General features: G+C 38.9%; 37 protein-coding genes. 33 read left to right on the plus strand and 4 right to left on the minus strand.

Translation table 11 applies throughout. The annotated features are described in order from the left end of the window. The first annotated feature begins 12 nt into the window (after nucleotides 1-12). A complete protein-coding gene (rpsJ, locus tag BLR53_RS08770) occupies nucleotides 13-318 on the plus strand; it encodes a 30S ribosomal protein S10 (protein WP_008244591.1) in 306 nt (101 codons plus the stop codon). 64 nt (nucleotides 319-382) lie between these two features. Here rpsJ and BLR53_RS08775 read toward each other — a convergent pair whose 3' ends face one another. After that, nucleotides 383-994: a hypothetical protein gene (locus tag BLR53_RS08775; RefSeq protein ID WP_234797571.1), complete on the minus strand. Its 612-nt coding sequence runs from the start codon at nucleotides 992-994 to the stop codon at nucleotides 383-385. 398 nt (nucleotides 995-1,392) lie between these two features. Here BLR53_RS08775 and rplC point away from each other — a divergent pair, with 398 nt between their 5' ends. The 31 genes from rplC (at nucleotide 1,393) to dnaK (ending at nucleotide 19,732) form a co-directional block, all read left to right on the plus strand. Beyond that, nucleotides 1,393-2,010, plus strand: coding sequence for a 50S ribosomal protein L3 (gene rplC, locus BLR53_RS08780; RefSeq protein ID WP_037442613.1), 618 nt, complete (start codon nucleotides 1,393-1,395; stop codon nucleotides 2,008-2,010). 4 nt (nucleotides 2,011-2,014) lie between these two features. After that, the gene (gene rplD / locus BLR53_RS08785) at nucleotides 2,015-2,644 is read left to right on the plus strand and encodes a 50S ribosomal protein L4 (RefSeq protein WP_037442611.1); all 630 of its coding nucleotides are present in this window, start codon (nucleotides 2,015-2,017) and stop codon (nucleotides 2,642-2,644) included. A 1-nt stretch (nucleotide 2,645) separates the two neighbouring features. Further along, nucleotides 2,646-2,936: a 50S ribosomal protein L23 gene (gene rplW, locus BLR53_RS08790; protein WP_037442609.1), complete on the plus strand. Its 291-nt coding sequence runs from the start codon at nucleotides 2,646-2,648 to the stop codon at nucleotides 2,934-2,936. 23 nt (nucleotides 2,937-2,959) lie between these two features. Beyond that, nucleotides 2,960-3,784, plus strand: a complete 825-nt coding sequence (gene rplB, locus BLR53_RS08795; protein WP_037442607.1) for a 50S ribosomal protein L2 — start codon at nucleotides 2,960-2,962, stop codon at nucleotides 3,782-3,784. Continuing rightward, entirely contained in the window at nucleotides 3,784-4,050 is a 267-nt protein-coding gene (rpsS, locus tag BLR53_RS08800; protein WP_008244581.1) for a 30S ribosomal protein S19, read from the plus strand. The genes rplB and rpsS overlap by 1 nt, the downstream gene beginning before the upstream one ends. Nucleotides 4,051-4,057: 7 nt before the next feature. Further along, nucleotides 4,058-4,420 (plus strand): 50S ribosomal protein L22, encoded by a 363-nt coding sequence (rplV, locus tag BLR53_RS08805; RefSeq protein WP_037442604.1) that lies wholly within the window; start codon nucleotides 4,058-4,060, stop codon nucleotides 4,418-4,420. 5 nt (nucleotides 4,421-4,425) lie between these two features. Further along, nucleotides 4,426-5,271, plus strand: a complete 846-nt coding sequence (gene rpsC, locus BLR53_RS08810; protein ID WP_037442601.1) for a 30S ribosomal protein S3 — start codon at nucleotides 4,426-4,428, stop codon at nucleotides 5,269-5,271. Between the two features lie 37 nt (nucleotides 5,272-5,308). After that, the gene (rplP, locus tag BLR53_RS08815; RefSeq protein WP_037442599.1) at nucleotides 5,309-5,731 is read left to right on the plus strand and encodes a 50S ribosomal protein L16; all 423 of its coding nucleotides are present in this window, start codon (nucleotides 5,309-5,311) and stop codon (nucleotides 5,729-5,731) included. Nucleotides 5,732-5,804: 73 nt separating this feature from the next. Next, the gene (rpmC, locus tag BLR53_RS08820; protein ID WP_037442597.1) at nucleotides 5,805-6,014 is read left to right on the plus strand and encodes a 50S ribosomal protein L29; all 210 of its coding nucleotides are present in this window, start codon (nucleotides 5,805-5,807) and stop codon (nucleotides 6,012-6,014) included. Between the two features lie 13 nt (nucleotides 6,015-6,027). Then, entirely contained in the window at nucleotides 6,028-6,282 is a 255-nt protein-coding gene (gene rpsQ / locus BLR53_RS08825) for a 30S ribosomal protein S17 (RefSeq protein ID WP_037442595.1), read from the plus strand. Nucleotide 6,283: 1 nt separating this feature from the next. Beyond that, nucleotides 6,284-6,652, plus strand: coding sequence for a 50S ribosomal protein L14 (rplN, locus tag BLR53_RS08830; protein ID WP_037442593.1), 369 nt, complete (start codon nucleotides 6,284-6,286; stop codon nucleotides 6,650-6,652). Nucleotide 6,653: 1 nt separating this feature from the next. Beyond that, nucleotides 6,654-6,995: a 50S ribosomal protein L24 gene (gene rplX / locus BLR53_RS08835; protein WP_037442591.1), complete on the plus strand. Its 342-nt coding sequence runs from the start codon at nucleotides 6,654-6,656 to the stop codon at nucleotides 6,993-6,995. Beyond that, on the plus strand, nucleotides 6,995-7,570 hold the full coding sequence (rplE, locus tag BLR53_RS08840) for a 50S ribosomal protein L5 (protein WP_037442589.1): 576 nt from the start codon (nucleotides 6,995-6,997) through the stop codon (nucleotides 7,568-7,570). Before rplX ends, rplE begins: the two co-directional genes overlap by 1 nt. Next, complete coding sequence (rpsN, locus tag BLR53_RS08845) at nucleotides 7,570-7,839, plus strand: 30S ribosomal protein S14 (protein WP_037442587.1); 270 nt, start codon at nucleotides 7,570-7,572, stop codon at nucleotides 7,837-7,839. The genes rplE and rpsN overlap by 1 nt, the downstream gene beginning before the upstream one ends. A 129-nt stretch (nucleotides 7,840-7,968) precedes the next feature. Further along, nucleotides 7,969-8,367 carry a 30S ribosomal protein S8 gene (rpsH, locus tag BLR53_RS08850; protein ID WP_037442585.1) on the plus strand — a complete coding sequence of 133 codons (399 nt, stop codon included), beginning with the start codon at nucleotides 7,969-7,971 and terminating at the stop codon, nucleotides 8,365-8,367. 18 nt (nucleotides 8,368-8,385) lie between these two features. After that, nucleotides 8,386-8,943, plus strand: a complete 558-nt coding sequence (rplF, locus tag BLR53_RS08855; protein ID WP_037442583.1) for a 50S ribosomal protein L6 — start codon at nucleotides 8,386-8,388, stop codon at nucleotides 8,941-8,943. Between the two features lie 5 nt (nucleotides 8,944-8,948). Next, on the plus strand, nucleotides 8,949-9,302 hold the full coding sequence (gene rplR, locus BLR53_RS08860) for a 50S ribosomal protein L18 (RefSeq protein WP_037442582.1): 354 nt from the start codon (nucleotides 8,949-8,951) through the stop codon (nucleotides 9,300-9,302). A gap of 18 nt (nucleotides 9,303-9,320) precedes the next feature. After that, nucleotides 9,321-9,839 carry a 30S ribosomal protein S5 gene (rpsE, locus tag BLR53_RS08865; RefSeq protein ID WP_008244566.1) on the plus strand — a complete coding sequence of 173 codons (519 nt, stop codon included), beginning with the start codon at nucleotides 9,321-9,323 and terminating at the stop codon, nucleotides 9,837-9,839. A 4-nt stretch (nucleotides 9,840-9,843) separates the two neighbouring features. Next, a complete protein-coding gene (gene rpmD / locus BLR53_RS08870) occupies nucleotides 9,844-10,023 on the plus strand; it encodes a 50S ribosomal protein L30 (RefSeq protein ID WP_074589042.1) in 180 nt (59 codons plus the stop codon). Between the two features lie 109 nt (nucleotides 10,024-10,132). Next, a complete protein-coding gene (gene rplO, locus BLR53_RS08875) occupies nucleotides 10,133-10,579 on the plus strand; it encodes a 50S ribosomal protein L15 (RefSeq protein WP_037442631.1) in 447 nt (148 codons plus the stop codon). A 3-nt stretch (nucleotides 10,580-10,582) separates the two neighbouring features. Beyond that, a complete protein-coding gene (gene secY, locus BLR53_RS08880; RefSeq protein ID WP_037442580.1) occupies nucleotides 10,583-11,926 on the plus strand; it encodes a preprotein translocase subunit SecY in 1,344 nt (447 codons plus the stop codon). 6 nt (nucleotides 11,927-11,932) lie between these two features. Continuing rightward, nucleotides 11,933-12,718, plus strand: a complete 786-nt coding sequence (gene map, locus BLR53_RS08885) for a type I methionyl aminopeptidase (protein ID WP_074589046.1) — start codon at nucleotides 11,933-11,935, stop codon at nucleotides 12,716-12,718. A 71-nt stretch (nucleotides 12,719-12,789) separates the two neighbouring features. Beyond that, nucleotides 12,790-13,008, plus strand: coding sequence for a translation initiation factor IF-1 (gene infA, locus BLR53_RS08890; RefSeq protein ID WP_008244555.1), 219 nt, complete (start codon nucleotides 12,790-12,792; stop codon nucleotides 13,006-13,008). 1 nt (nucleotide 13,009) lies between these two features. Beyond that, nucleotides 13,010-13,126, plus strand: a complete 117-nt coding sequence (gene rpmJ / locus BLR53_RS08895; protein WP_010599887.1) for a 50S ribosomal protein L36 — start codon at nucleotides 13,010-13,012, stop codon at nucleotides 13,124-13,126. 79 nt (nucleotides 13,127-13,205) lie between these two features. Beyond that, nucleotides 13,206-13,583, plus strand: a complete 378-nt coding sequence (rpsM, locus tag BLR53_RS08900; RefSeq protein WP_037442576.1) for a 30S ribosomal protein S13 — start codon at nucleotides 13,206-13,208, stop codon at nucleotides 13,581-13,583. Between the two features lie 21 nt (nucleotides 13,584-13,604). Beyond that, nucleotides 13,605-13,994: a 30S ribosomal protein S11 gene (gene rpsK / locus BLR53_RS08905; RefSeq protein ID WP_037442574.1), complete on the plus strand. Its 390-nt coding sequence runs from the start codon at nucleotides 13,605-13,607 to the stop codon at nucleotides 13,992-13,994. 65 nt (nucleotides 13,995-14,059) lie between these two features. Further along, nucleotides 14,060-14,668 (plus strand): 30S ribosomal protein S4, encoded by a 609-nt coding sequence (gene rpsD / locus BLR53_RS08910; protein ID WP_037442571.1) that lies wholly within the window; start codon nucleotides 14,060-14,062, stop codon nucleotides 14,666-14,668. A gap of 81 nt (nucleotides 14,669-14,749) precedes the next feature. Further along, on the plus strand, nucleotides 14,750-15,742 hold the full coding sequence (locus BLR53_RS08915) for a DNA-directed RNA polymerase subunit alpha (RefSeq protein ID WP_037442569.1): 993 nt from the start codon (nucleotides 14,750-14,752) through the stop codon (nucleotides 15,740-15,742). Between the two features lie 84 nt (nucleotides 15,743-15,826). Continuing rightward, nucleotides 15,827-16,372: a 50S ribosomal protein L17 gene (gene rplQ, locus BLR53_RS08920; RefSeq protein WP_037442567.1), complete on the plus strand. Its 546-nt coding sequence runs from the start codon at nucleotides 15,827-15,829 to the stop codon at nucleotides 16,370-16,372. Nucleotides 16,373-16,448: 76 nt separating this feature from the next. Beyond that, on the plus strand, nucleotides 16,449-17,639 hold the full coding sequence (locus tag BLR53_RS08925) for a class I SAM-dependent methyltransferase (RefSeq protein ID WP_074589050.1): 1,191 nt from the start codon (nucleotides 16,449-16,451) through the stop codon (nucleotides 17,637-17,639). A 176-nt stretch (nucleotides 17,640-17,815) separates the two neighbouring features. Continuing rightward, nucleotides 17,816-19,732 carry a molecular chaperone DnaK gene (gene dnaK / locus BLR53_RS08930; protein ID WP_037442563.1) on the plus strand — a complete coding sequence of 639 codons (1,917 nt, stop codon included), beginning with the start codon at nucleotides 17,816-17,818 and terminating at the stop codon, nucleotides 19,730-19,732. Between the two features lie 137 nt (nucleotides 19,733-19,869). Here the strand turns inward: dnaK and BLR53_RS08935 are convergent, their stop codons facing one another. The 3 genes from BLR53_RS08935 to BLR53_RS08945 form a co-directional block, all read right to left on the minus strand. Beyond that, nucleotides 19,870-20,769 carry a nucleotidyltransferase family protein gene (locus BLR53_RS08935; protein WP_037440740.1) on the minus strand — a complete coding sequence of 300 codons (900 nt, stop codon included), beginning with the start codon at nucleotides 20,767-20,769 and terminating at the stop codon, nucleotides 19,870-19,872. A gap of 261 nt (nucleotides 20,770-21,030) precedes the next feature. Then, entirely contained in the window at nucleotides 21,031-22,146 is a 1,116-nt protein-coding gene (locus tag BLR53_RS08940; RefSeq protein ID WP_074589054.1) for a M42 family metallopeptidase, read from the minus strand. Nucleotides 22,147-22,261: 115 nt separating this feature from the next. Then, nucleotides 22,262-23,494: a porin gene (locus tag BLR53_RS08945; protein ID WP_074589059.1), complete on the minus strand. Its 1,233-nt coding sequence runs from the start codon at nucleotides 23,492-23,494 to the stop codon at nucleotides 22,262-22,264. 186 nt (nucleotides 23,495-23,680) lie between these two features. Between BLR53_RS08945 and BLR53_RS08950 the strand changes: the two genes are divergently transcribed. Then, nucleotides 23,681-24,022 carry a hypothetical protein gene (locus BLR53_RS08950; RefSeq protein WP_037440747.1) on the plus strand — a complete coding sequence of 114 codons (342 nt, stop codon included), beginning with the start codon at nucleotides 23,681-23,683 and terminating at the stop codon, nucleotides 24,020-24,022. Nucleotides 24,023-24,061 lie beyond the last annotated feature (39 nt).

Genomic DNA, 24,061 nt, shown 5'->3' on the forward strand with positions numbered 1-24,061 from the left:
AATTATAATCCAATGAGCCAAAGAATCAGAATTAAATTGAAATCTTACGATTACAATCTGGTAGACAAATCTGCTGAGAAAATCGTAAAAACTGTAAAACCTACGGGTGCAGTAGTTAGCGGACCAATTCCGTTGCCAACTGAAAAGAAAATCTTCACTGTTTTACGTTCACCACACGTGAACAAAAAAGCACGTGAGCAATTTCAGTTATGTGCTTACAAACGTTTGTTAGATATTTATAGTTCTAACTCAAAAACTGTTGACGCACTGATGAAACTTGAATTACCTAGCGGTGTTGAAGTTGAAATCAAAGTTTAATGAAATTTTGAGTAAAAGAAAAAGCCTCCGGATTCCGGAGGCTTTTTCTTTTTAAGCGGTTTTTTTAATTTCCTCTTGTTCGGAGTTCCTCTAGTTTATTTCTTTCGTCTTGCAGTTCTCTGGCAAGTTTCTTTTCCTTCTCGTTAGATTTTACCTTATAAGTTTGATACTCCTGCGCGATCTCTTCATACAGACCGCTGCGATATTTTGCTTCCTGAATGCTTTTCGCAGAACGAATCGTTACAATCGCTAATGCGATAGCCAGCAGGATAATAAGCACCCACACGATCGTATTATAAGTCCCTTTGTCGAAAGGAATTCCCAGGAAGCTTATCTGATCCAGTCTGGCATTTGAGGTCGCCAGAGAGGCTTCTTTTCCTTTTATTTCATTATTGAGGCCAGCAATCGTTGCAGCTTGCTCTTTTATTTTAGTCTGGGCGCCAATATGTCCCTGTCTTTCTTTCCTGATTGTATCGGTTACGCTCTTATAAAAGCTTGTGAGTCTGTACGGATTAATCAATTTGTATCCGTCTAAAGTTCTGGATTTAGACAGCATCAGCTGATACTGTCCTTTAAGACTAGGGTCTACCATTGTACTGTCCTGCGCGCTTGTCTGGGAAGTTATCAGGCACATCAGAAACAGGCCAAGCAGTGGTAAAAGGGTTCTTTTCATCATAATTATAAATAGTATTCTAATTTAACTGTCATTTTTCGGGTTTATTGTACGCCCGCAATTAACATTTATTCTTTCTAATGTCGGCAAATCAATTCATAATTATGCAATTGACAGCGTAATCTCCTGCGAAAACATCTCGTTTTTAGCTTTATAGGCAGGTGCTTTCTATTTCGCGAAGGCTTTGAGAAGAACGGGTATGCCAAAGATTCTGAGTGGGGCGGGCTTTGCGATGTTTTTTTACCGATCTATCTGGTAATGTGGATAATATTTATAAAAATAATTCGCTAACTCTTTGAAAATTAAGATTTCTTTCCTATTTTTGCCCTCCCTTAAAGGGAATTGTATCCACCTTGAACGAAGCCCTACTGCTTCGATGGGTGTTAAACTAAAAAAAGAAAATGTCAGGTATTATTGGAAAAAAAGTAGGAATGACCAGCATTTTCGACGCCGATGGAAAAAACATTCCATGCACGGTGATCGAAGCTGGGCCATGTGTAGTAACACAGGTTAAGACCGAAGAGAAAGACGGTTACGTTTCAGTTCAATTAGGCTTCGATGAAGCTAAAGAAAAAAACACAACCAAGCCTCTGAAAGGCCACTTTGCGAAAGCAAGCACAACTCCAAAGCGTAAATTGGTTGAATTTGAGCCGTTTGAAGAATCACTTAGTTTAGGTGATACTGTAACGGTAAACATTTTCAACGAAGGTGATTTTGTAGATGTAGTTGGTACTTCTAAGGGTAAAGGTTTTCAGGGTGTTGTGAAACGCCATGGATTTGCTGGTGTGGGTGGTCAAACTCACGGTCAGCACAACAGAATGCGTGCTCCGGGTTCACTGGGTGCTGCATCTTATCCAGCACGTGTATTTAAAGGTATGCGTATGGCAGGAAGAATGGGTGGAGATAGAGTGAAAATTCAAAACTTACAGGTTTTGAAAGTTTATGCAGATCAAAATCTTGTTGTAGTTAGTGGTTCCATTCCAGGAGCTAAAGGTTCTTACGTAATCTTAGACAAGTAAGCAGATGGAAGTTAATGTATTAAACATTTCAGGAAAAGAGACAGGTGCCAAGGTGCAGCTTCCTGAGTCGGTATTTGGTGTTACTCCAAGTGACCATGCAATTTATTTAGATGTAAAACAGTATTTGGCTAATCAACGTCAGGGTACTCACAAGTCTAAACAACGTAATGAGATCGCTGGTTCAACCCGTAAATTATACAAACAAAAAGGTACTGGTGGCGCTCGTGCTGGTAGTATTAAATCTCCTTTGTTTAATGGTGGTGGTCGTGTATTCGGTCCTCAACCACGTGATTACAGTTTTAAACTAAACAAAAAATTAAAATCTCTGGCACGTAAATCTGCGTTGTCTTACAAAGCTCAGGATAACAACATCCTTGTTTTAGAAGATTTTAGCTTTGATTCAGTTAAAACTAAAAATTATGTGAACTTGGTTAATGCTTTAAGCTTAACAGGTCAAAAAACATTGTTGGTTTTACCTGCACAAGATAACAATATCTATTTATCAAGCAGAAACATTCAGAAAGTGAAAGTTATTACCGCTGATCAGTTAAGTACTTATGATGTATTAAACTGTGGTAAACTTTTGTTAACTGCTAATACTGTTAAAACATTGGAGGAGGCATTTGCCAAGTAATATGGAATTTTTAAAGAAACCAATATTAACCGAGAAAGCTTCTGCTCTTACAGAAAAGTCTAGCCGCTTTACTTTCAAAGTAGAACACAAAGCAAATAAATTGCAAATCAAACAGGCCATCGAAAAGATGTATGGTGTTAATATTCTGGCAATCAATACAATGATTGTAAACGGAAAATTAAAATCTAGAAACACTAAAGGTGGTTTAGTTACCGGCCGTAGCCCGAAATACAAAAAAGCTATTGTAACCCTGGCAGCAGGTGAAACAATTGATTATTACGCGAATATTTAATAAGAATTGAATAATTTATAACTATGGGCTTAAGAAAATTTAAACCAGTCACTCCGGGTACCCGCTTTAGAGTCGGTGCCAGTTTCACGGAGATTACAGCAACCAAGCCCGAAAAATCATTGGTTGTTTCTTCTAAAAAATCGGGAGGACGTAACAATACAGGAAAGATGACTATGCGCTACATGGGTGGTGGTCACAAAAAATCTTACCGTTTAATTGACTTTAAACGTGATAAGTTTGATATTCCTGCAACAGTTGCAACTGTTGAATACGATCCAAACCGTACAGCACGTATCGCATTATTACATTATGCGGATGGTGAAAAACGTTACATCATTGCACCGGATGGATTGCAGGTTGGACAGAAAGTAGTTTCAGGTGATACAGCTGCTCCAGAAGTAGGTAACACATTGAAATTGTCTAACATTCCTTTGGGTTCAATTATCCACAATATTGAAATTCAACCAGGACGTGGAGCACAATTAGCACGTAGTGCTGGTGCTTATGCTCAATTAGCAGCACGTGATGGTAAATATGCAACTGTTAAAATGCCTTCAGGTGAAGTAAGATCTATCTTAGTTACTTGTTTAGCAACGATAGGTTCTGTTTCAAATTCGGATCACGCAAATGAAGTATTAGGTAAAGCAGGTCGTAAACGTTGGTTAGGACGTCGTCCTAGAACACGTCCGGTAGCGATGAATCCTGTCGATCACCCAATGGGTGGTGGTGAGGGTCGCTCATCAGGAGGTCAACCTCGCTCAAGAAACGGTATGTATGCTAAAGGCTTCAAAACCCGTTCACTTAAAAAATACTCAAATCGTTTCATCATAGAGAAAAGGAAGAAATAATGGCTCGTTCGATAAAAAAAGGACCTTATATTGACCATAACGTAGAGAAGAAAGTAGTCTCTATGAATGATTCAGGCAAAAAGTCTGTCATTAAAACTTGGTCTCGCAGATCAATGATCTCACCAGATTTTGTGGGTCATACATTTGCAGTGCATAACGGTAATAAATTTATACCGGTATACGTAACAGAAAACATGGTTGGTCACAAGCTGGGAGAGTTTGCTCCAACCAGAACATTTAGGGGTCACTCTGAAAAGAAAAAATAATTAAGAGATGGAAGCAGTAGCGAAATTAAACAATTGTCCAACCTCACCACGTAAGATGCGTTTGGTTGTAGATCTTATCAGAGGTGAGCGTGTTGAGAAAGCATTACATATTTTAAAATTTACCAATAAAGAGGCAGCAATAAGAGTTGAGAAACTTTTATTATCAGCCATCAAAAACTGGGAAACTAAAAATGAAGGTTCTCGCCCTGAAGAAAACCAATTATATGTGAAAACCATTATGGTTGGTGGTGGCCGTCAGTTGAAAAGACTTAGACCGGCACCTCAAGGCCGTGGATACAGAATACGTAAGCGTTCTAACCACGTAACTTTGATAGTAGATAGTAAAAACGTTGAAACTCAAACTAATTAGTAGAAATGGGACAAAAAGCACATCCAATAGGTAACAGGTTAGGAATCATCAGAGGTTGGGATTCTAACTGGTTCGGTGGCAACAACTATGCTGACAAATTAGTTGAGGACGAAAAAATAAGAAAATACCTTTCAGTACGTATCGCTAAAGGCGGTGTATCTAAGGTGGTTATCGAGCGTACATTAAAACGTATCACGGTTACTATCCACACTGCACGCCCGGGTATCGTAATCGGTAAAGCAGGAGCTGAGGTTGATAAAATCAAAGAAGAGTTAAAGAAACTTACAAAAAAAGAGATTCAGATTAACATTTTTGAGATCAAACGTCCTGAGCTTGATGCACAACTGGTAGCAGAAGGTGTAGCAAAACAATTAGAAGCAAGGATCTCATTCCGTAGAGCTATGAAATCTACAATCGCGTCTACGATGCGTATGGGTGCAGAAGGTATCAAAATTATGACTTCAGGTCGTTTAGGTGGTGCTGAGATGGCTCGTAATGAGCAGTATAAAGAAGGAAGAATTCCTTTGCATACTTTCCGTGCTGATATTGACTACGCATTAGCTGAAGCATTGACTACTTATGGTAAGATCGGTGTTAAAGTTTGGATCTGCAAAGGCGAGGTTTACGGTAAACGTGATCTTTCTCCAAACATTGGCGCAACCAATAATGCTCCTGGTAAAGGTGGCAGACCTGAAGGTGCTTTTGGTGGCGGCAGAGACAGAGATAACCGTGGCGGTGGCGACAGAAGAAACGACAAAAGTCGTGGCGGAAGAGGTCCAGGTCAAGGCGGTCCAGGTGCAGGTAGAGATAACAGAGGCGGAAATACTCCTAACAGAGGTCCTCGTAAATAATTATTAACAAATCGTTTTACGATAATATTCAAATAAAATGTTACAGCCAAAAAGAACGAAGTTCAGAAAGATGCAAAAGGGCAGAATGAAAGGTTTAGCAACACGTGGTGCTGAATTGTCATTCGGGTCTTTCGGGATTAAATCTTTAGAGGCGACATGGATTACCAGTCGTCAGATAGAGGCAGCCCGTATTGCGGTAACTCGTTTCATGAAACGTGAAGGCCAGGTGTGGATTAGAATTTTCCCGGACAAACCGGTAACTAAGAAACCAGCTGAAGTACGTATGGGTAAAGGTAAAGGTGCTCCTGAATACTGGGTAGCAGTTGTTAGACCAGGACGCATCATTTTTGAAGCTGAAGGCGTTTCTTTAGAAATCGCTAAAGAAGCAATGCGTTTAGCTGCTCAGAAATTACCTATCCAAACAAAATTTGTAGTACGTAGAGATTACGTAGAAGCATAAAAAAGTTTTGGGGTCAATGTTGTAAGTAACTTGTTATTATAACCGCTAGACCCAGAACATAAATATTAATAAAATGAAGAACTCAGAAATCACAGGGCTTTCACAAGAAGAACTAGTAGTCAGGATTGCAGAAGAGAAAGAAAACTTAGTTAAGTTAAAATTTGCACACACAATTTCGGCTATTGAGAATCCTACCCGTATCAATAAGGTAAGAAAAGATATCGCCCGATTAAATACTGAAATGACAAAGCGTAAAGCGGCGTCAGCTAGTGAAACTAAATAACTTTAGAGTCGAAATGGAAAGACAATTAAGAAAAACAAGAACCGGGTTGGTGGTAAGCAACAAAATGGATAAATCTGTTGTTGTGGCAGTAGAACGTAAAGTGAAGCACCCGATCTATGGTAAGTTTGTTAAGAAAACTACCAAATTTATGGCTCATGACGAGAAAAACGATTGCGGTATTGGTGATACAGTACTGATCATGGAGACTCGTCCGCTGAGTAAAAACAAGAACTGGAGATTAGTGGAAATTTTAGAGAGGGCTAAATAACATGGTACAACAGGAATCAAGATTAAACGTAGCCGATAATAGCGGCGCAAAACAAGTATTGGTTATCCGTGTACTTGGTGGAACCGGCAAGAGATACGCTTCTATTGGTGACAAAATCGTTGTTACCGTTAAAAGTGCAATCCCTTCAGGTAACATTAAAAAAGGAACAGTTTCTAAAGCAGTTGTTGTAAGAACGAAGAAAGAGATCAGACGTAAAGATGGTTCTTACATCCGTTTCGACGATAATGCAGCTGTCTTGTTAAATGCACAGGATGAGCCGCGTGGTACCCGTATTTTTGGCCCGGTTGCGAGAGAACTGCGTGAAAAACAATTCATGAAAATTGTATCATTAGCACCGGAGGTATTATAAAATGAAAAATAAAGTAACTGTTCAACCAAAGATAAAAATCCGTAAAGGAGATTTAGTAAAGGTTATCGCTGGTGATTCTAAAGGCCAGGAAGGTAAAGTACTTTCAGTATTAATTACTAAAAGTAGAATTCTGGTAGAAGGTGTGAACCTTGTATCGAAACATACGAAACCAAATGCTGCTACTCCTAACGGAGGTATCATTAAAAAAGAGGCTGCTCTTCATATTTCTAACGTTGCGTTAATTGATCCTAAATCTGGAAAAACTACGCGTGTTGGCAGAAAGCTTAATGCTGATGGGAAATTAGTTAGGGTATCTAAAAAATCAGGAGAGGAGATCAAATAATGACTTACATACCAAGATTAAAGACTAAATACAAAGAGGAAATCGTAACGACGTTGAAAGAAAAATTCAACTACAAAAGCGTTATGCAAGTTCCTAAGTTAGAGAAGATTGCTATCAACCAGGGTGTTGGTCGTTTCTCTGTAACAGACAAGAAAATTATGGACACTTCTATTTTAGAAATGTCTACAATTGCAGGTCAGCAGGCTGTAGGTGCGAAATCCAAAAAAGATATCTCCAACTTCAAATTGCGTAAAGGTATGCCAGTTGGTGTACGTGTTACATTGCGTGATAATAACATGTTTGAGTTTTTAGATCGTTTAATTTCCGTAGCTTTACCACGTATCCGTGATTTCAAAGGTATTAACGATAAAGGTTTTGATGGAAAAGGTAACTACACATTAGGTATTACTGAACAAATCATCTTCCCTGAATTGAACATCGATAAGATCTCTAAGATCTTAGGTATGGATATTACCTTTGTAACTTCTGCTACTACTGATGTTGAAGCATTGGAATTATTAAAACAATTCGGTTTACCGTTTAAAAATCAAACCCCTATTAATACAGATCAATAATGGCAAAAGAAGGTGTAAAAGCTCGCGAAATTAAGCGCCAGAAATTGGTAGCTAAATATGCTGACAAACGTGCAGAATTAAAAGCTGCAGGTGATTTTGAAGGATTAGATAAGTTACCAAAAAACTCATCTCCTGTACGTTTACACAATCGTTGTAAACTGACTGGCCGTCCTCGTGGTTACATGCGTACTTTTGGAATTTCAAGGGTATTGTTCCGCGACATGGCTTTAGCAGGTAAAATTCCTGGAGTTACCAAAGCAAGCTGGTAAAAACAAATCGTGTACGTTAGTGACCGCTGAGACAGCGATCACTAACGTAATGCGTTAACAGAAAAATTAACCGATGGAAGGTCGCTCCGAATAGTTCGGAAAGGAAACCACTATCACAAATCAATAAAAATGAATACAGATCCAATAGCAGATTATCTTACAAGAGTAAGAAATGCCATCAAGGCAAATCACAGAATTGTAGAAATTCCTGCATCAAATCTTAAAAAGGAAATTACTAAAGTACTTTTTGACAAAGGTTACATTGCCAACTACAAGTTTGAAGAAACTACAGTTCAGGGCACAATTAAAATCGCTTTGAAGTACAATCCGATCACTAAAATTCCTGCGATCCGCACTTTAGCGCGTATCAGTAAACCAGGTTTAAGGCAATATGCAGGCGTAGGTAATATGCCAAGAGTATTGAACGGTTTAGGTATTGCTATCTTGTCTACATCTAAAGGTGTTATGACTGATAAAGAAGCAGCTAGATTGAACATTGGTGGCGAAGTTTTGTGTCACGTTTATTAATTAAAGGAGGATAGCAAAATGTCAAGAATAGGAAAAGCCCCAATTAGTATCCCTGCTGGAGTTACAGTTTCAATTGATGAGAATAACATCGTTACTGTAAAAGGTCCAAAAGGTGAATTAAAACAAACAGTTGATGCAGACATCACTGTTACTCAGGAAGACGGTGTGATTACTGTTACACGCCCGACTGAACAAAAAAGACATAAAGCATTACACGGTTTATACCGTTCATTGCTTAACAATATGGTTATCGGAGTTACAGAAGGTTATAAACTGACTCAAGAATTAGTAGGTGTGGGTTACCGTGCAACTAATACAGGCAACACGCTTGATCTTGTTTTAGGTTTCTCTCACCATTATGTATTCCAGTTACCGGAAGAGATTAAAGTTACTACGGCTTCAGAAAAAGGTCAAACTCCTAAAATTATTTTAGAAAGTATTGATAAACAACTGATCGGTCAGGTAGCAGCTAAAATACGCTCGTTACGCGCTCCGGAACCATACAAAGGTAAAGGTATCAAGTTTGTAGGAGAAGTGTTAAGAAGAAAAGCAGGTAAATCAGCTTCTAAAAAATAATCATCATGGCAGGGAAAAAATTATCTCGTAGAGATCGTATAAAAAAAGGAATCAGAAAAAGATTGACCGGTTCTGAAAGCCGTCCACGCTTATCAGTTTATAGAAGCAATAAAGGAATTTATGCTCAAATCATTAACGACGTAACTGGAAGCACAATCGTATCAGCATCTTCATTATCAAAAGATTTTTCTGGTAATGGCAATAAATCAGAGCAATCTGTAGCTGTAGGTAAATTAGTAGCTGAAAAAGCAATCGCAGCTGGCATTAAAGAAGTTGTTTTCGATAGAAATGGCTATTTATACCATGGTCGCGTAAAATCGTTGGCAGAAGGTGCCCGTGAAGCTGGTTTAGTATTTTAATCTGAAAATAGGATAAGAATGTCAACTATCAATATAAAAAGAGTTAAGACTAGCGAGATCGAATTAAAAGATCGTTTAGTTAGTATCCAACGCGTTGCCAAAGTAACTAAAGGCGGACGTACTTTCAGCTTCTCAGCTATCGTAGTTGTAGGAGATGAAAACGGAATCGTAGGTTACGGTTTAGGTAAAGCGAAAGAGGTAACAGAAGCAATTGCTAAAGGTATCGATGACGCTAAAAAGAACTTAGTAAAAGTTCCTTTACTAAACGGTACAGTGCCTCACGAACAAATCGGTAAATTCTCAGGTGGTTTTGTATTAATCAAACCAGCTGCAGTAGGTACAGGTGTTATCGCTGGCGGTGCAATGCGCGCTGTATTAGAGAGTGCTGGTGTACATAACGTATTAGCAAAATCAAAAGGTTCATCAAATCCTCACAACGTGGTTAAAGCAACTGTTGATGCTCTGACTAAGATGCGTGATGCTTATACAGTAGCACAGCAGCGTGGTGTTGATTTAAACAAAGTTTTTAACGGATAAGAACATGGCTAAAATCAGAATTACCCAGATCAAAAGTATCATTGACAGAAGCGAACGTCAAAAAAGAACTATGCAGGCATTAGGTTTAAAAAAAATGAACCAGTCTGTAGAAGTTGAAGCTAACGCTGCTATCATTGGAATGGTAAGAAAAGTGAATCACTTAGTTGCCATAGAGAGTATATAATTTATAGAGGTTGCAGAAGTAGTTTATATGATTACATTTGCAACCTTTATATATGTTTAACCGTTGTCCCTGATTAGTGAAAGCGAAGGGCAACACAATAAGTTTCAAAATGAACTTAAGTAATTTAAAACCTGCAGCAGGTTCTACAAAAAATAATAAGAGAATTGGTCGTGGTACTGGTTCTGGCCGTGGTGGTACTTCCACTCGTGGTCATAAAGGTGCTGGTTCCCGTTCAGGTCACAAAACCAAAATTGGTTTTGAAGGTGGACAGATGCCATTACAACGTCGTGTACCTAAAGTAGGTTTCAAGCCAATTAACCGTGTAGAATACGTAAGTGTAAACTTAGATGTATTACAAGGTTTAGCTGAGAAATTTAACTTAACCGTTATCGACTTTGCAGCTTTACAAGCACACGGTTTAGCACACAAAAATGACCTGGTTAAAATCTTAGGTCGTGGTGAAGTTAAATCTAAAATTGAAGTTAAAGCACATGCTTTTTCTGCTACCGCACAAAAAGCCATTGAAGCTGTTGGAGGCTCAATCGAAAAATTGTAATTAATGAAGAAGCTGTTTACTACTTTAAGTAATATTTGGAAAATTCAAGAATTAAAAGAGCGTATATTATTTACGCTCGTAATTCTTTTGGTCTATAGGTTCGTTTCACACGTGGTTCTTCCAGGTGTTGATGCAACAGCCCTAGGCGATAATGAGAAATCTGGAATCCTGGGTCTGCTGGATATGTTTGCCGGGGGATCCTTCTCCCGCGTATCAATCTTAGCCCTGGGGGTTATGCCATATATTTCTGCATCAATTGTAGTTCAGTTATTAGGTATTGCTGTGCCTTCATTCCAAAAAATGCAAAAGGAAGGCGAAAGCGGCAGGAACAAACTTAATCAGATTACCCGTTACCTGACAGTGGCAATTACTGCAGTGCAGGCGGTTGGTTATGTGAAAACGCAGGTTCCGGTAGAGGCAATTCTGATTGACCATACCTTATTCTTTGTGCTCTCAACTTTTGTTTTATCTGCAGGTACATTATTCGTCATGTGGCTGGGTGAAAAAATTACAGATAAAGGTGTCGGTAACGGTATCTCTCTGATCATTATGGTGGGTATCATTGCCCGTCTTCCTATTGCCCTGCAACAGGAGATCAGCTCTAGATTCGTTGGTGATGGCGGTCTTATTGCCCTTGTCCTTGAAATTGTAGCTTTATTCGCGGTTGTAATGTTTACTATCCTGATTGTTCAGGGTGTCCGTAAGGTACCTGTACAATATGCTAAACGTATTGTCGGTAACAGACAGTTTGGCGGGGTAAGACAGTATATTCCATTAAAAGTAAATGCTGCTGGTGTTATGCCGATCATCTTTGCTCAGGCTCTGATGTTTATCCCAACAACACTTACCCAGTTTTTCCCATCACTGCAAAACACGTGGTTAATCCAGTTTAGTGATCCAACTTCACTGGCTTACAGTTTAACTTTTGCATTTTTAATTATTGCTTTCACTTTCTTCTATACCGCGATTACTGTTAATCCGGTGCAGATGTCTGATGATATGAAGAAAAACGGTGGTTTTATTCCGGGTATCAAACCAGGTTTATCTACCTCGTCTTTTATTGATGATGTAATCTCAAAGATCACTTTCCCGGGATCAGTTTTCCTGGCGATCATTGCAATCCTTCCTTCTATCGCTGTTAAATTTGGTATCAAATCTGAATTTGCGCACTTCTACGGTGGTACATCACTGTTGATTTTGGTGGGTGTTGTATTAGATACATTGCAACAAATTGAAAGTTACCTGCTCATGCGCCATTACGATGGTTTAATGAAGACAGGAAGAGTTACTGGCCGTACAGGTTTACCTGCTGCGACTACTACAGGCAGCAGTAGTGCAGTAATTTAATATTGAATGTCTAAGATCTATTATAAGTCTCCGGAAGAGGTTGAATTAATTCGTGCCAGCTCTTTAATGGTTTCTTCTACACTCGCTGAAGTAGCGAAAGTAATCGGACCCGGAGTAACCACTATGCAATTAAATAATATTGCGGAGACTTATATAAAAGATAACGGAGGTATCCCCGCTTTTCTTAATTATAACGGATTCCCATTTTCACTTTGTATTTCGCCTAATGAGCAGGTTGTTCATGGGTTTCCAAGTGATTATGTGATACAGGAAGGCGATTTGATTTCTGTTGACTGTGGCGTGATTCTGAATAATTATTTTGGTGATTCCGCTTATACCTTCCCGATTGGGGAGATTAGCCCGGAACGCCGGAAGTTAATTGAGATTACCCAGGAATGTTTGAAACGTGCAATTGACAAAGCAGTGGTCGGCTCCCGTATTGGTGATGTCGGTTTTGCTGTACAGTCTCTCGCAGAGGAGAATGGTTATGGCGTAGTACGTGAATTAGTAGGTCATGGTGTCGGTGTTAAGCTGCACGAAAAACCGGAAGTTCCGAATTATGGAAAAAGAGGATCCGGTATGAAGTTAGAGGAGGGTATGGTTATTGCCATTGAACCGATGATTAATGCCGGTACAGCCAATGTAAAGTTCTGGTCTGATGGTTGGACCGTAACTAGCCGTGACAATCAACCGTCAGCTCATTTTGAGCACACTGTTGCGGTTAAAAAGGGTAAAGCAGATGTTTTATCTACCTTTTCTCTGATCGAAGAAGTTTTAAAAGAAAAAAGGTAAATAATTAAATATTTTTAATTAATTTTGCAACCCTGTTTAATAGCAGCTAATCAAGTAAAAATCAATATTATATGGCTAAACAAGCCTCAATTGAACAAGACGGTGTAATTAGAGAAGCATTGTCAAATGCAATGTTCCGGGTCGAACTGGAAAATGGGCATGAAATCATTGCTCATATCTCAGGTAAAATGAGGATGCACTACATCAAAATATTACCTGGTGATAAAGTAAAATTAGAGATGTCGCCTTACGATTTATCAAAGGGCAGGATTACTTATAGATATAAATAAAATGAAAGTTAGGTCATCAATTAAAAAACGCAGCGCTGATTGCAAGATTATTCGTCGTAAAGGTAAACTTTACGTTATTAACAAGAAAAATCCTAAATACAAACAGCGTCAAGGTTAAGCAAATTATTGAAGTATGATTAGATTGAATGTACAGGTTACTCAATCTGTCGTCAAATAATCAAACATTTAGTACACATATGGCAAGGATATCAGGTATAGATTTACCAAGAAACAAAAGAGGCGAAATTGGACTAACCTACATCTTCGGAGTAGGCAGATCAACTGCTCAGCGTATATTAACTGAAGCAGGTATCGATTTTAGCAAAAAAGTACAGGACTGGTCTGATGATGAGTTATCAGCGATTCGTACAATCATTAACGATGGCATTAAAGTAGAAGGTGCTTTACGTTCAGAGGTTCAATTAAACATTAAACGTTTAATGGATATTGGTTGCTACCGTGGATTACGTCACAGAAAAGGTTTACCAGTACGTGGACAACGTACCAAAAACAATTCCCGTACACGTAAAGGCAAGAGAAAAACAGTTGCTAACAAGAAAAAAGCTACTAAATAAAATTAGTAACGAATAATAATTATGGCTAAGAGTAAAAAAGTAACCAAAAAGCGTGTTGTTGTTATTGAACCAGTTGGTCAGGCACATATCAATGCGACTTTTAACAATATCATTGTTACCTTAACAAATAACAACGGTCAAACTATTTCATGGTCTTCAGCAGGTAAAATGGGCTTCAAGGGTTCTAAAAAGAACACTCCATATGCTGCAGGTCAAGCTGCATCTGATTGCGGTAAAGTAGCATTTGATTTAGGTCTGCGTAAAGTAGAGGTTTTTGTTAAAGGTCCGGGTTCTGGCCGTGAGTCTGCAATTAGAACATTGCAAATCTCCGGTATCGAAGTAACCTCTATCAAAGATATCACACCGCTTCCACACAATGGATGTCGTCCTCCTAAGAAGAGAAGAGTTTAATTTATTAATTTTTAAAGCTAAGAGTCTGCAGCTTAAGGTTGCATGATACTTTAAAACAAAGCACAATGGCAAGATATACAGGACCCAAGTCCAAAATCGCGCGTAAATTCAGAGAGCCAATTTTCGGCCCTGATAAGGTATTAGACAGAAAAAATTATCCTCCTGGACAGCACGGTGCTTCCAAAAGAAGAGGTAAACAATCTGAGTATTCAGTACAGTTAATGGAAAAACAAAAAGTGAAATATACTTATGGTGTATTAGAGCGTCAGTTCCGTAACTTGTTTACTAAAGCTTCTTCCCGTCAAGGTATCACGGGTGATAACTTATTACAATTATTAGAAGCTCGTTTAGATAATACAGTATATAGATTAGGTATTGCTACTACTCGTTCAGCTGCTCGTCAGTTAGTTAGCCATAAACATGTCACAGTTAACGGTGAAGTAGTAAATATCCCTTCCTATCAGTTAAAAGCTGGTGATGTGGTTGCAGTTCGTGAGAAATCAAAAACTCTGGAAAGCATCACTAATTCAGTAGCAGGCAGAATGATCAATAAATTTAATTGGTTAGACTGGAATGCATCTGAGTTATCAGGAAAATTCCTGGCTTATCCGAATCGTGACGAGATTCCAGAAAATATCAAAGAAAACTTGATTATCGAGTTATACTCTAAGTAACAATATCTAGTTAAAGCCTGTATGGGCTTTAACTATTTTTTGCGTTACCTAATATTTAATAACGATCTAAAAACATTATAAATGGCAATTTTAGCATTTCAGAAACCCGATAAGGTCATCATGCAGAAATCAACTGATTTCGATGGTATATTTGAATTTCGTCCTTTAGAACCCGGTTTCGGTGTAACAATTGGTAATGCCTTGAGAAGGATTCTTCTTTCTTCTTTAGAAGGTTATGCCATTACAAGTATTCGTTTTTCTGGCGTATCACATGAATTTTCTACCATGAAAGGTGTTGTAGAAGATTTAACTGAAATTATCTTGAATTTAAAACAAGTTCGTTTTAAAAAAGCAGGTGATTCAGGTGATTCTGAAAAAGTTTTTATTGTAGTTAATGGCCAGGATCAATTTCTAGCAGGTGATATAACTAAATTCTCTAACAATTTCGAAGTCCTTAATCCGGATTTCGTAATCTGTAACATGGAGAAAAGCGTTACTTTGGAGGTTGAATTAACAATCAACAAAGGTCGTGGTTATGTTCCGGCTGAAGAAAATAAAATCAATGATGCTGTAGTTGGCGTAATTGCGATCGATTCGATCTTTACTCCAATGAAAAATGTAAAATACTCGATTGAAAATTATCGTGTTGAGCAGAAAACAGATTATGAGAAGTTAATTTTAGAGATCGCTACAGATGGTTCTATCCATCCTGAAGAAGCTTTAAAAGAAGCTGCTAAAATCTTAATCCAGCATTTTATGTTGTTCTCTGATGAGAATTTAGTTCTGGAATCTCAGGCTAAAGAAGAGACTAAAGAAGTTGATGAGGAAATTTTACATATGCGTAAAATCCTTAAAACTGAATTAGTTGACCTTGACTTATCTGTACGTGCATTAAACTGTCTTAAAGCTGCTGATATCCGCACGCTTGCTGACTTGGTTTCTTATGACGTTGCCGATATGTTGAAATTCAGAAACTTCGGTAAAAAATCATTGACTGAAATTCAGGAGCTGGTTAAATCCAAAAGTTTATCTTTCGGGATGAACCTTGGGAAATACAAACTGGACGAAGAATAATTTCAATATAAATAACAATATTGTTAATAGTGTATAATTCCCTCTTCAATGTAGAAGAGACGGTATGCACTGAATAAAATCAAAATGAGACACGGTAAAAAAAACAACCACTTAGGCAGAACTGACTCCCATCGTAAAGCGATGTTGGCTAACATGTCATCATCACTGATCAAGCACAAAAGAATTACTACAACTTTAGCAAAAGCTAAAGCTTTACGTATGTATGTTGAGCCCCTGATCACTAAATCTAAAAATGATACTACGCACTCTCGTCGTATTGTATTTAGTTACTTACAGGATAAAGATTCAGTTACTGAATTATTCCGTGACATTGCTGCTAAAGTTGCAAACCGTCCGGGTGGTTACACCAGAATTATCAAGTTAAACAACAGGTTAGGTGATAATGCTGAAATGGCATTGATTGAACTTGTTGATTATAACGAAGTTTATGGTGTTGAAGCTGCTACAGAAGAGAAGAAAACAACTCGTCGTGGAAGAAGCAAAACAGCTAAAAAAGATGAGGCTGTTAAAGCTGAGCCTGTTGCTGAGACTGCTGCTCCTGTTGCTGAGACGGCTACTCCTGTTGAAGAAGCTGCTGCTGAAGAAACCAAAGAAGATAAAGGCGAATAATTTCCCTTTTATTGGAAATACAAATGCCTCTCTGAATTTCGGAGAGGCATTTTTTTTAGAGCTAAATTAATTGGAAATGTTAAATACGCCTGTAGTCATCCCTGCAGAATTTTTAACCGCATTAGCGGAGAGTTTCGCACAGGATACATTTATTAAGCTCACGCTGGGTAAATATCGCGGAGAGCTCGCCGGACTGAAGAATATCTATGTCAGAAAGGTAAATATCAAAGGGAAACCTCATCTCGCCTTCACATCCCGCTTTAAGACCAGGGACATTGTTAAGAACTATCCTTTTGAAGAGGGGGCGGCGAGAATTGCCGAAGAATTGAATCAGGGATTCCAGCACTGTACTTGTTTCACCTTACAGAAAGATCTGATCCTGGACTTGCAGCAGGGACAGGGATTCCGGTTTCGGCAGGCTGCGCCTACATCGCAAACCCCGGTATCAGATACACATGATAAAACTAAAAAACGGTTAATATCCGCTTTGGATAAGCCCTATCTGCATGCTTTACAAATTACTGATGCTGTCGGTAATGTTTATAAAAATGCGCAGGATAAGTACAAGCAGATTAACCAGTTTATTAACTTGTTACATCCGATGATCAGTGCAATCTCAGCAGGCAGTTTAAAACAGGTTGTCGATATGGGGTCGGGTAAGGGATATTTAACCTTCGCGCTATATGATTATCTGCATCATGTAATGGGTTCGGATACTGCTGTACGCGGGATAGAATTTAGACCGGATCTGGTCGCACTCTGTAATGAAATAGCAGCGAGCTCCGGATTTCATAAGTTAGATTTTGTCGAAGGATCAATTGCAGATTATCCAGCAACCGGAATTGACATGCTTATCGCGCTGCATGCTTGTGATACCGCAACTGACGATGCGATTTGTAAAGGAATTCTCGCCGGGGCAGAACTAATTGTGGTTGCACCTTGCTGTCATAAACAGATACGGCGGGAGATGTCGAAAGTTAAACAACAACCTGAGATCGCCGCACTGACCGACCATGGTATCTTTATGGAAAGACAGGCTGAAATGGTTACCGATGCACTTCGTTCACTCATTCTGGAATATCATGGTTACAAGACCAAAGTATTTGAATTTATTTCAGATGCACATACCCCGAAGAATGTACTGGTTGTTGGCACGAAAGCTACCATAAGTCCTGAACATCAGGAAGAAGTATTAAAACGAATTCATGCAGTCAAAAATTTTTATGGCGTAAATTGTCACTATCTGGAAAAGCTGGTAGGGCTTTAGATTAATCGCGTTGGCGCGGTATTTCTGCCAAGCTGTCAGCATTTATAAATCAATTTGATTTACATTTCCTGATAAACTGCAAAGCACTGTCTGTTTTGCTGACAAAAGTCAATTGGCACATTGCTTGATGAATAGAATAAAATTAAGAATTCATAACATAAACAAAGATAAATAACATGTCAAAAATTATTGGTATAGACTTAGGAACAACGAACTCTTGCGTAGCCGTAATGGAAGGTAACGAACCTGTAGTTATAGCCAACAGTGAGGGGAAACGTACTACGCCATCCATTGTTGCATTTGCAGAAAATGGTGAGCGTAAAGTAGGTGATTCTGCAAAGCGTCAGGCGATCACTAACCCAACAAAAACAATTTATTCAATCAAACGCTTCATGGGAAGCAGCTTTGCTGAAGTTTCTAAAGAAGTAGGCCGTGTACCATATAAAGTGGTAAAAGGTGATAATAACACGCCACGTGTTGAGATTGATGATCGTAAATATACTCCACAGGAAATTTCTGCAATGATTTTGCAGAAAATGAAAAAAACTGCTGAAGATTTCTTAGGACATGAAGTGACTGAAGCGGTTATTACTGTTCCTGCTTATTTCAATGATGCACAACGTCAGGCTACTAAAGAGGCTGGTGAAATTGCTGGTTTAACTGTTAAACGTATTATCAACGAGCCAACTGCAGCTGCTTTAGCTTACGGTTTGGATAAAGCACACAAAGACATGAAAATTGTTGTCTTTGATTGTGGTGGTGGTACACATGACGTTTCTATCCTGGAATTAGGTGATGGTGTATTTGAAGTTAAATCTACTGACGGTGATACTCACTTAGGTGGTGATGACTTTGATCACGTGATCATTGACTGGTTAGCAAGTGAATTTAAAAATGAGTACGGCATGGACCTTAATCAGGATCCAATGGCTTTACAACGTTTGAAAGAAGCTGCTGAGAAAGCTAAAATTGAATTATCAAGTACTACTTCAACTGAAGTAAACCTGCCATATATTACTGCTGATGCCAGCGGACCTAAACACTTGGTTAGAAACTTAAGCCGTGCTAAATTTGAGCAATTGGCTGCTGATCTGATTAAACGTACTATCGATCCTTGTAAATCTGCTTTGAAAAACGCAGGTTTAAAAACTTCTGACATTGATGAAATTATCTTAGTTGGTGGTTCGACACGTATTCCTGCTATTCAGGATGCAGTTAAAGCTTTCTTCGGAAAAGAGCCTTCTAAAGGTGTTAACCCGGATGAAGTTGTAGCGATCGGTGCTGCTATTCAAGGTGGTGTATTAACAGGAGAGGTTAAAGACGTATTATTATTAGATGTTACTCCACTTTCTTTAGGTATTGAAACTATGGGTGGTGTAATGACGAAATTAATCGAATCTAACACTACTATTCCATCTAAAAAAGCTGAAACTTTCTCTACAGCTGCTGATAACCAGCCTTCTGTTGAGATCCATATTTTACAAGGAGAGCGTCCAATGGCTGCTCAGAACCGTACAATTGGTCGTTTCATTCTGGATGGTATTCCACCAGCACCTCGTGGCGTTCCTCAGGTTGAAGTTGCATTCGATATTGATGCTAACGGTATCCTGCATGTATCTGCTAAAGATAAAGCAACTGGTAAAGAACAAAAAATCCGTATTGAGGCTTCTTCTGGTTTAACTGACGAAGAGATCAAAAGAATGAAAGAAGAAGCTGAGCAAAATGCTGATGCTGATAGAATCGCTAAAGAAGAAGCTGATAAAATCAACAGTGCAGATGCATTAATCTTCTCTACTGAGAAACAACTGAAAGAATTCGGTGATAAATTGGCTGCTGATAAAAAAGCACCTATTGAAGCTGGTTTAGCTAAGTTACAAGCTGCTCATGCAGCAAGAAACTTTGCTGATATTGATGCGGCTCAGGAAGAATTGCAAACTGCATGGAATGCAGCTTCAGAAGATATGTACAAAGCTGGACAAGATGGTGCTACTGCTGAAGGCGGCGCTGATCAGGCAGCTAACGGTCAGGCAGCTGACGGTGGTGACAATGTTACTGATGTTGATTTCGAAGAAGTAAAAGACGATAAGAAATAATCGACTTTAACACATAAAAAAAGAGGATGTCCAAAAGGCATCCTCTTTTTTTATGTGTCAGAATTGGTATTGTCAAGCCTGTCAAATTATATATAAGGTATAATAAAAAAAGGCTTCAGTAATGAAGCCTTTTTTTATTATTTCCAAAGGTTTTCGGGATATTTTCCGTCTTTGATTAGCTGATCTATACTTGCCTGAACAATTGGTTTGTCTTCTTTATAAGTAACGCCGAACCATTTACTGTCTGTAGGAATAACTTTGAAGTCTGCAGTTTCCGCACTCAACAGGTTTTCTGCAACCAGGGGAATGAAGAACTCAGATTTAGGATTTTCTTTGTTTGCCTCTACAAAATCCCTGAACATTTCTTCTGCATGTTTAAATACTTCGGGAGTAAAGCCCCAGAAGTTCATAGATACGCGGCTTTCATAGGGTAAAGGATACTGTTTTTCGTCTTCCTCGTAAACGATCGCCTCTCCGGAATACATTACCTTGGTTCTTTCTATAATTTCTTCCAGGTAACCATCTGCACTTACTTTGCATACACCTCTGGAAACAGAACCGAAATCGGATAATGTTTTGCCGATTTCATAACCGATCATCGAATAATTACTGCTGGTTACATCTTCGGTTAAAAACTTAACCATTTTCTGGTAAGCATCCAGACCATAGAAATCATCTGCATTAATTACACAGAAAGGCTCCTTTACTGTATTTCTTGCCGCCAGAACTGCATGGGCAGTACCCCATGGTTTAGTTCTTTCTATTTCATAGTCTATTCCATATTGCTTAAGATCCAAATTTTGGAAGACATAATCAACCTCTATTTTTCCGGCTAACTTCGGATCAAATATGGCTCTAAAGTTCTCTACAAACTCTTCTTTGATGATGAATACAACTTTTCCGAAACCGGCCTGGATGGCATCATATATTGAATAGTCAATAATAGTTTCCTGGTTCGGGCCAAAGCCATCAATTTGTTTCATGCTTCCATAACGGCTCGCCATACCGGCTGCAAGAATTAATAAGGTTGGTTTCATTTCTTTTTTCTAAGGGTAATTAAGCGCCGCATGCGCTAATCGTATCAATTAATTTATAAAATATGGTCTCTTCTGTCCCCGAAACAATCCAATTATCATCGCTTCAGTGTTTGCGCAACTACCTAGCAAAAATTTAACCATTTTATCTCCCAAAAGGCTGTAAATGTATATTTCTGAAATTAATAGTAACCATGTCGTTTCGCAGATAAAAAAAAGCGTATCCTGAGCAGGATACGCTTTTTTATTTAAGAAGATAAATTGTTATTTATTGTATTTAAAATCGTGATCTTTTTTGATATTCAGTAGGGAGTGATAGATCAGGTTGATTACGTTATCTACATCTTCTTTATGGATCATTTCTACTGTCGTATGCATATATCTTAATGGTAGGGAGATCAATGCAGATGGAACGCCACCATTGGAATACGCAAATGCATCGGTATCAGTTCCTGTGGAACGTGAGGAAGCCTGGCGCTGGAATGGAATGTTATGCTGCTGAGCAGTCTCAATTAATAACTTATTCAGATTGGTCTGTACAGCTGGTGCATAAGATACGACAGGACCTTTACCGCAAGCCAGGTCACCCTGAGTTATTTTATTGATCATCGGTGTGGAAGTGTCATGTGTTACGTCTGTAATAATAGCCACATCTGGCTTAATACGGTGGGCAATCATTTCAGCACCTCTCAAACCAATCTCTTCCTGTACTGAATTGACAATATATAAGCCGAATGGTAATTTCTGTTTAGTCTCTTTCAGTAAACGGGCTACTTCAGCGATCATAAAACCACCTGCCCGGTTGTCCAATGCGCGGCCGACATAATATCTGTCGTTCAGGACCATGAATTCATCTTCATATGTGATTACACAACCTACATGAATTCCCAGGTTTTCGACTTCTTCTTTTGAAGTACAGCCACAATCCAGGAAAATATTTTTTAGAGCCGGAGCTTCTTCTTTTTCACCTGCGCCGCGTGTGTGGATTGCCGGCCATCCGAATACTGCTTTAACCAGTCCGTTGTCGGTGTGAATATTGACTCTTTTAGAAGGAGCGATCTGATGGTCAGAACCACCATTTCGGATCACATAAATAAGACCATCGCTGGTAATATAATTAACGAACCACGAAATCTCATCGGCATGTGCTTCAATTACTACTTTATAAGTCGCTTTCGGATTGATTACGCCTACAGCTGTTCCGTAGTTATCTATAAAACTCTCATCAATATATGGTTTCAGATAATCCAGCCAAAGCTTTTGGCCAGGATATTCAAAACCGGTAGGGGATGGATTATTGATGTATTCTTCAAAAAACTGCAGTGATTTTTTATTGACTACAGCAACGTGTTGCGGTTTCTCGTCTTTCTTTTTAGCCATTATTGTATTTTTTAATCAGAACAAATATATCAATCAACCATTAAGCATCAAGTTTATTATCGAGTTGTAACTCCATCATGACAAAATTGAGCCGGTTTCGCTGAACAGATTTTTATTACCAACGGTATTGCAGACGCATAGTAAATACATTATCGCGGATATCATCCTCATATTTTTCTAATGCTGTAGGGCCATTTTTCACCTGTTCATTATAGACCGTGAGTTTAACACGGGTATTAAACAGGTAGGTGAAACCGTAACCTAGTGTAGCGAAACGGATATCACCTGCGGTTGTATTGTCTGCTACACCGATCTGGCCTTCCGACACGTCGGTATTCGGGTCGTATACATCATAGGCTAGCAATGCCGAAAACCTCGATTTAAGAATCTGCTGTGTAAACCAAATATAGTATCCTGAGAAATTCCTCAGATAAAGGTCTGTCTGCGGCTGCGTAGAGAAACTTGTACTGGCTTCCGGCCCCTTAACTCCCGATGAAGCTGCGATTCCAGGCTGTACACCCGCTACATATTCTGCTTTCAGACCGGACTTCCCGAGCGAGTGGGTATACTCCAGCTGTACATTTGCTCCAAAGTAATCTCTCTTCAGATTTGCACCCTTATTTTCTTCCGCAGTGTTTTTAAGGAAACCAGCCGCGGAAGCTTTATAATATGTATCTGTATTGTTTCTTACCGTACCCTTATAAATCGATCCTCCGAAAGCTACGTTTATCTTTTTTGCAGCTAGACTGTCAAATTGAAAATGCAGGTTACCAACCATGTCTTTTCTGGAGTCATAGTCTCTGGCGAATAGGCCGGCTCCGTTAACCACAGCAAAATCGGCGGTCAGGAAATGAAGCTGCTTGACAGGATTAATTGTAATCATTCCACCGATATCTCTTTCTCTGGGCATTAGTGTCTGGTAAACCCGGGGACGTTCCGGAAAATCCCGGTACCCAGAAGAATAGGCAATTGCATACCCGAACGGTCTGTTAAAAACGCCGGCAGTGAATCTATAAGCTTTATAGTCCGGATGATTGAGCTGTAGGAAAGCATCCATAAGCTGAACACCGTTTTGTGTCGCATCCAGCTGAAATACGATGCTGGAATAAGTATCTACGCGGTCGACTTTAAGTCTGCCCCTGCGAATCATAAAACGATTGTCCGAATTTTCACCAAAGTCTCCGCCAGAGAACGACGAAATGCCGGGTGTTTGTGCTTTTTGAAACTGGGTCTGCAGATATCCGGTTATTTTGATATCATGTATATCATAAGAGGACGGGGCATTATTGTTTTGCGCGAAAACCAATGCGGGGAATGCAGTCAGGAGACTAAGACAGATTTTTCTCATAATGTATTTGCCATGAAAATGACATATCTCGCAAATATAAACAAATCGCTGAAATCCCGGCGAATTTTGGTATAATTAATGTTCCAATACGTATAATTACATTTATTTTACCATTTTGTTTATTAATCTACATTGATTCTTATTTACATTTGGGGAACACAAAAATTATAATGATCAAAATACTCAATGCGCCTTCGTAAATTCCGGTTACATATAGTCATCGTATTTATCAGCATTTTCACTGCGAAAATGTTCATTTCAGCAGCGCCCGTATTTATTGCTCATTTTGATAAAGACCTGATTAACTCCGTAATTTTACAACTGGAGCATGAGCATGCACCAGAAACCGATACGGGAAAGGATAAAGTTAAGTTTATAGATTATAAACCACTTGAGCCTTATCTGGTTTCGAATATACTACCCCCTTTACATGATTTTGCCTTAACAAACGCATTTTTCGATCATTTCAAGCGGTACATATCATCTTATTATCCTTCCGTTCCGACACCGCCCCCTAACTGCTGTTAATTTTTTTTGAACTGAATGCGGCTTCTTTATGGCCCATTC

Source organism: Pedobacter antarcticus (assembly GCF_900103515.1).
Taxonomy (GTDB): domain Bacteria; phylum Bacteroidota; class Bacteroidia; order Sphingobacteriales; family Sphingobacteriaceae; genus Pedobacter; species Pedobacter antarcticus.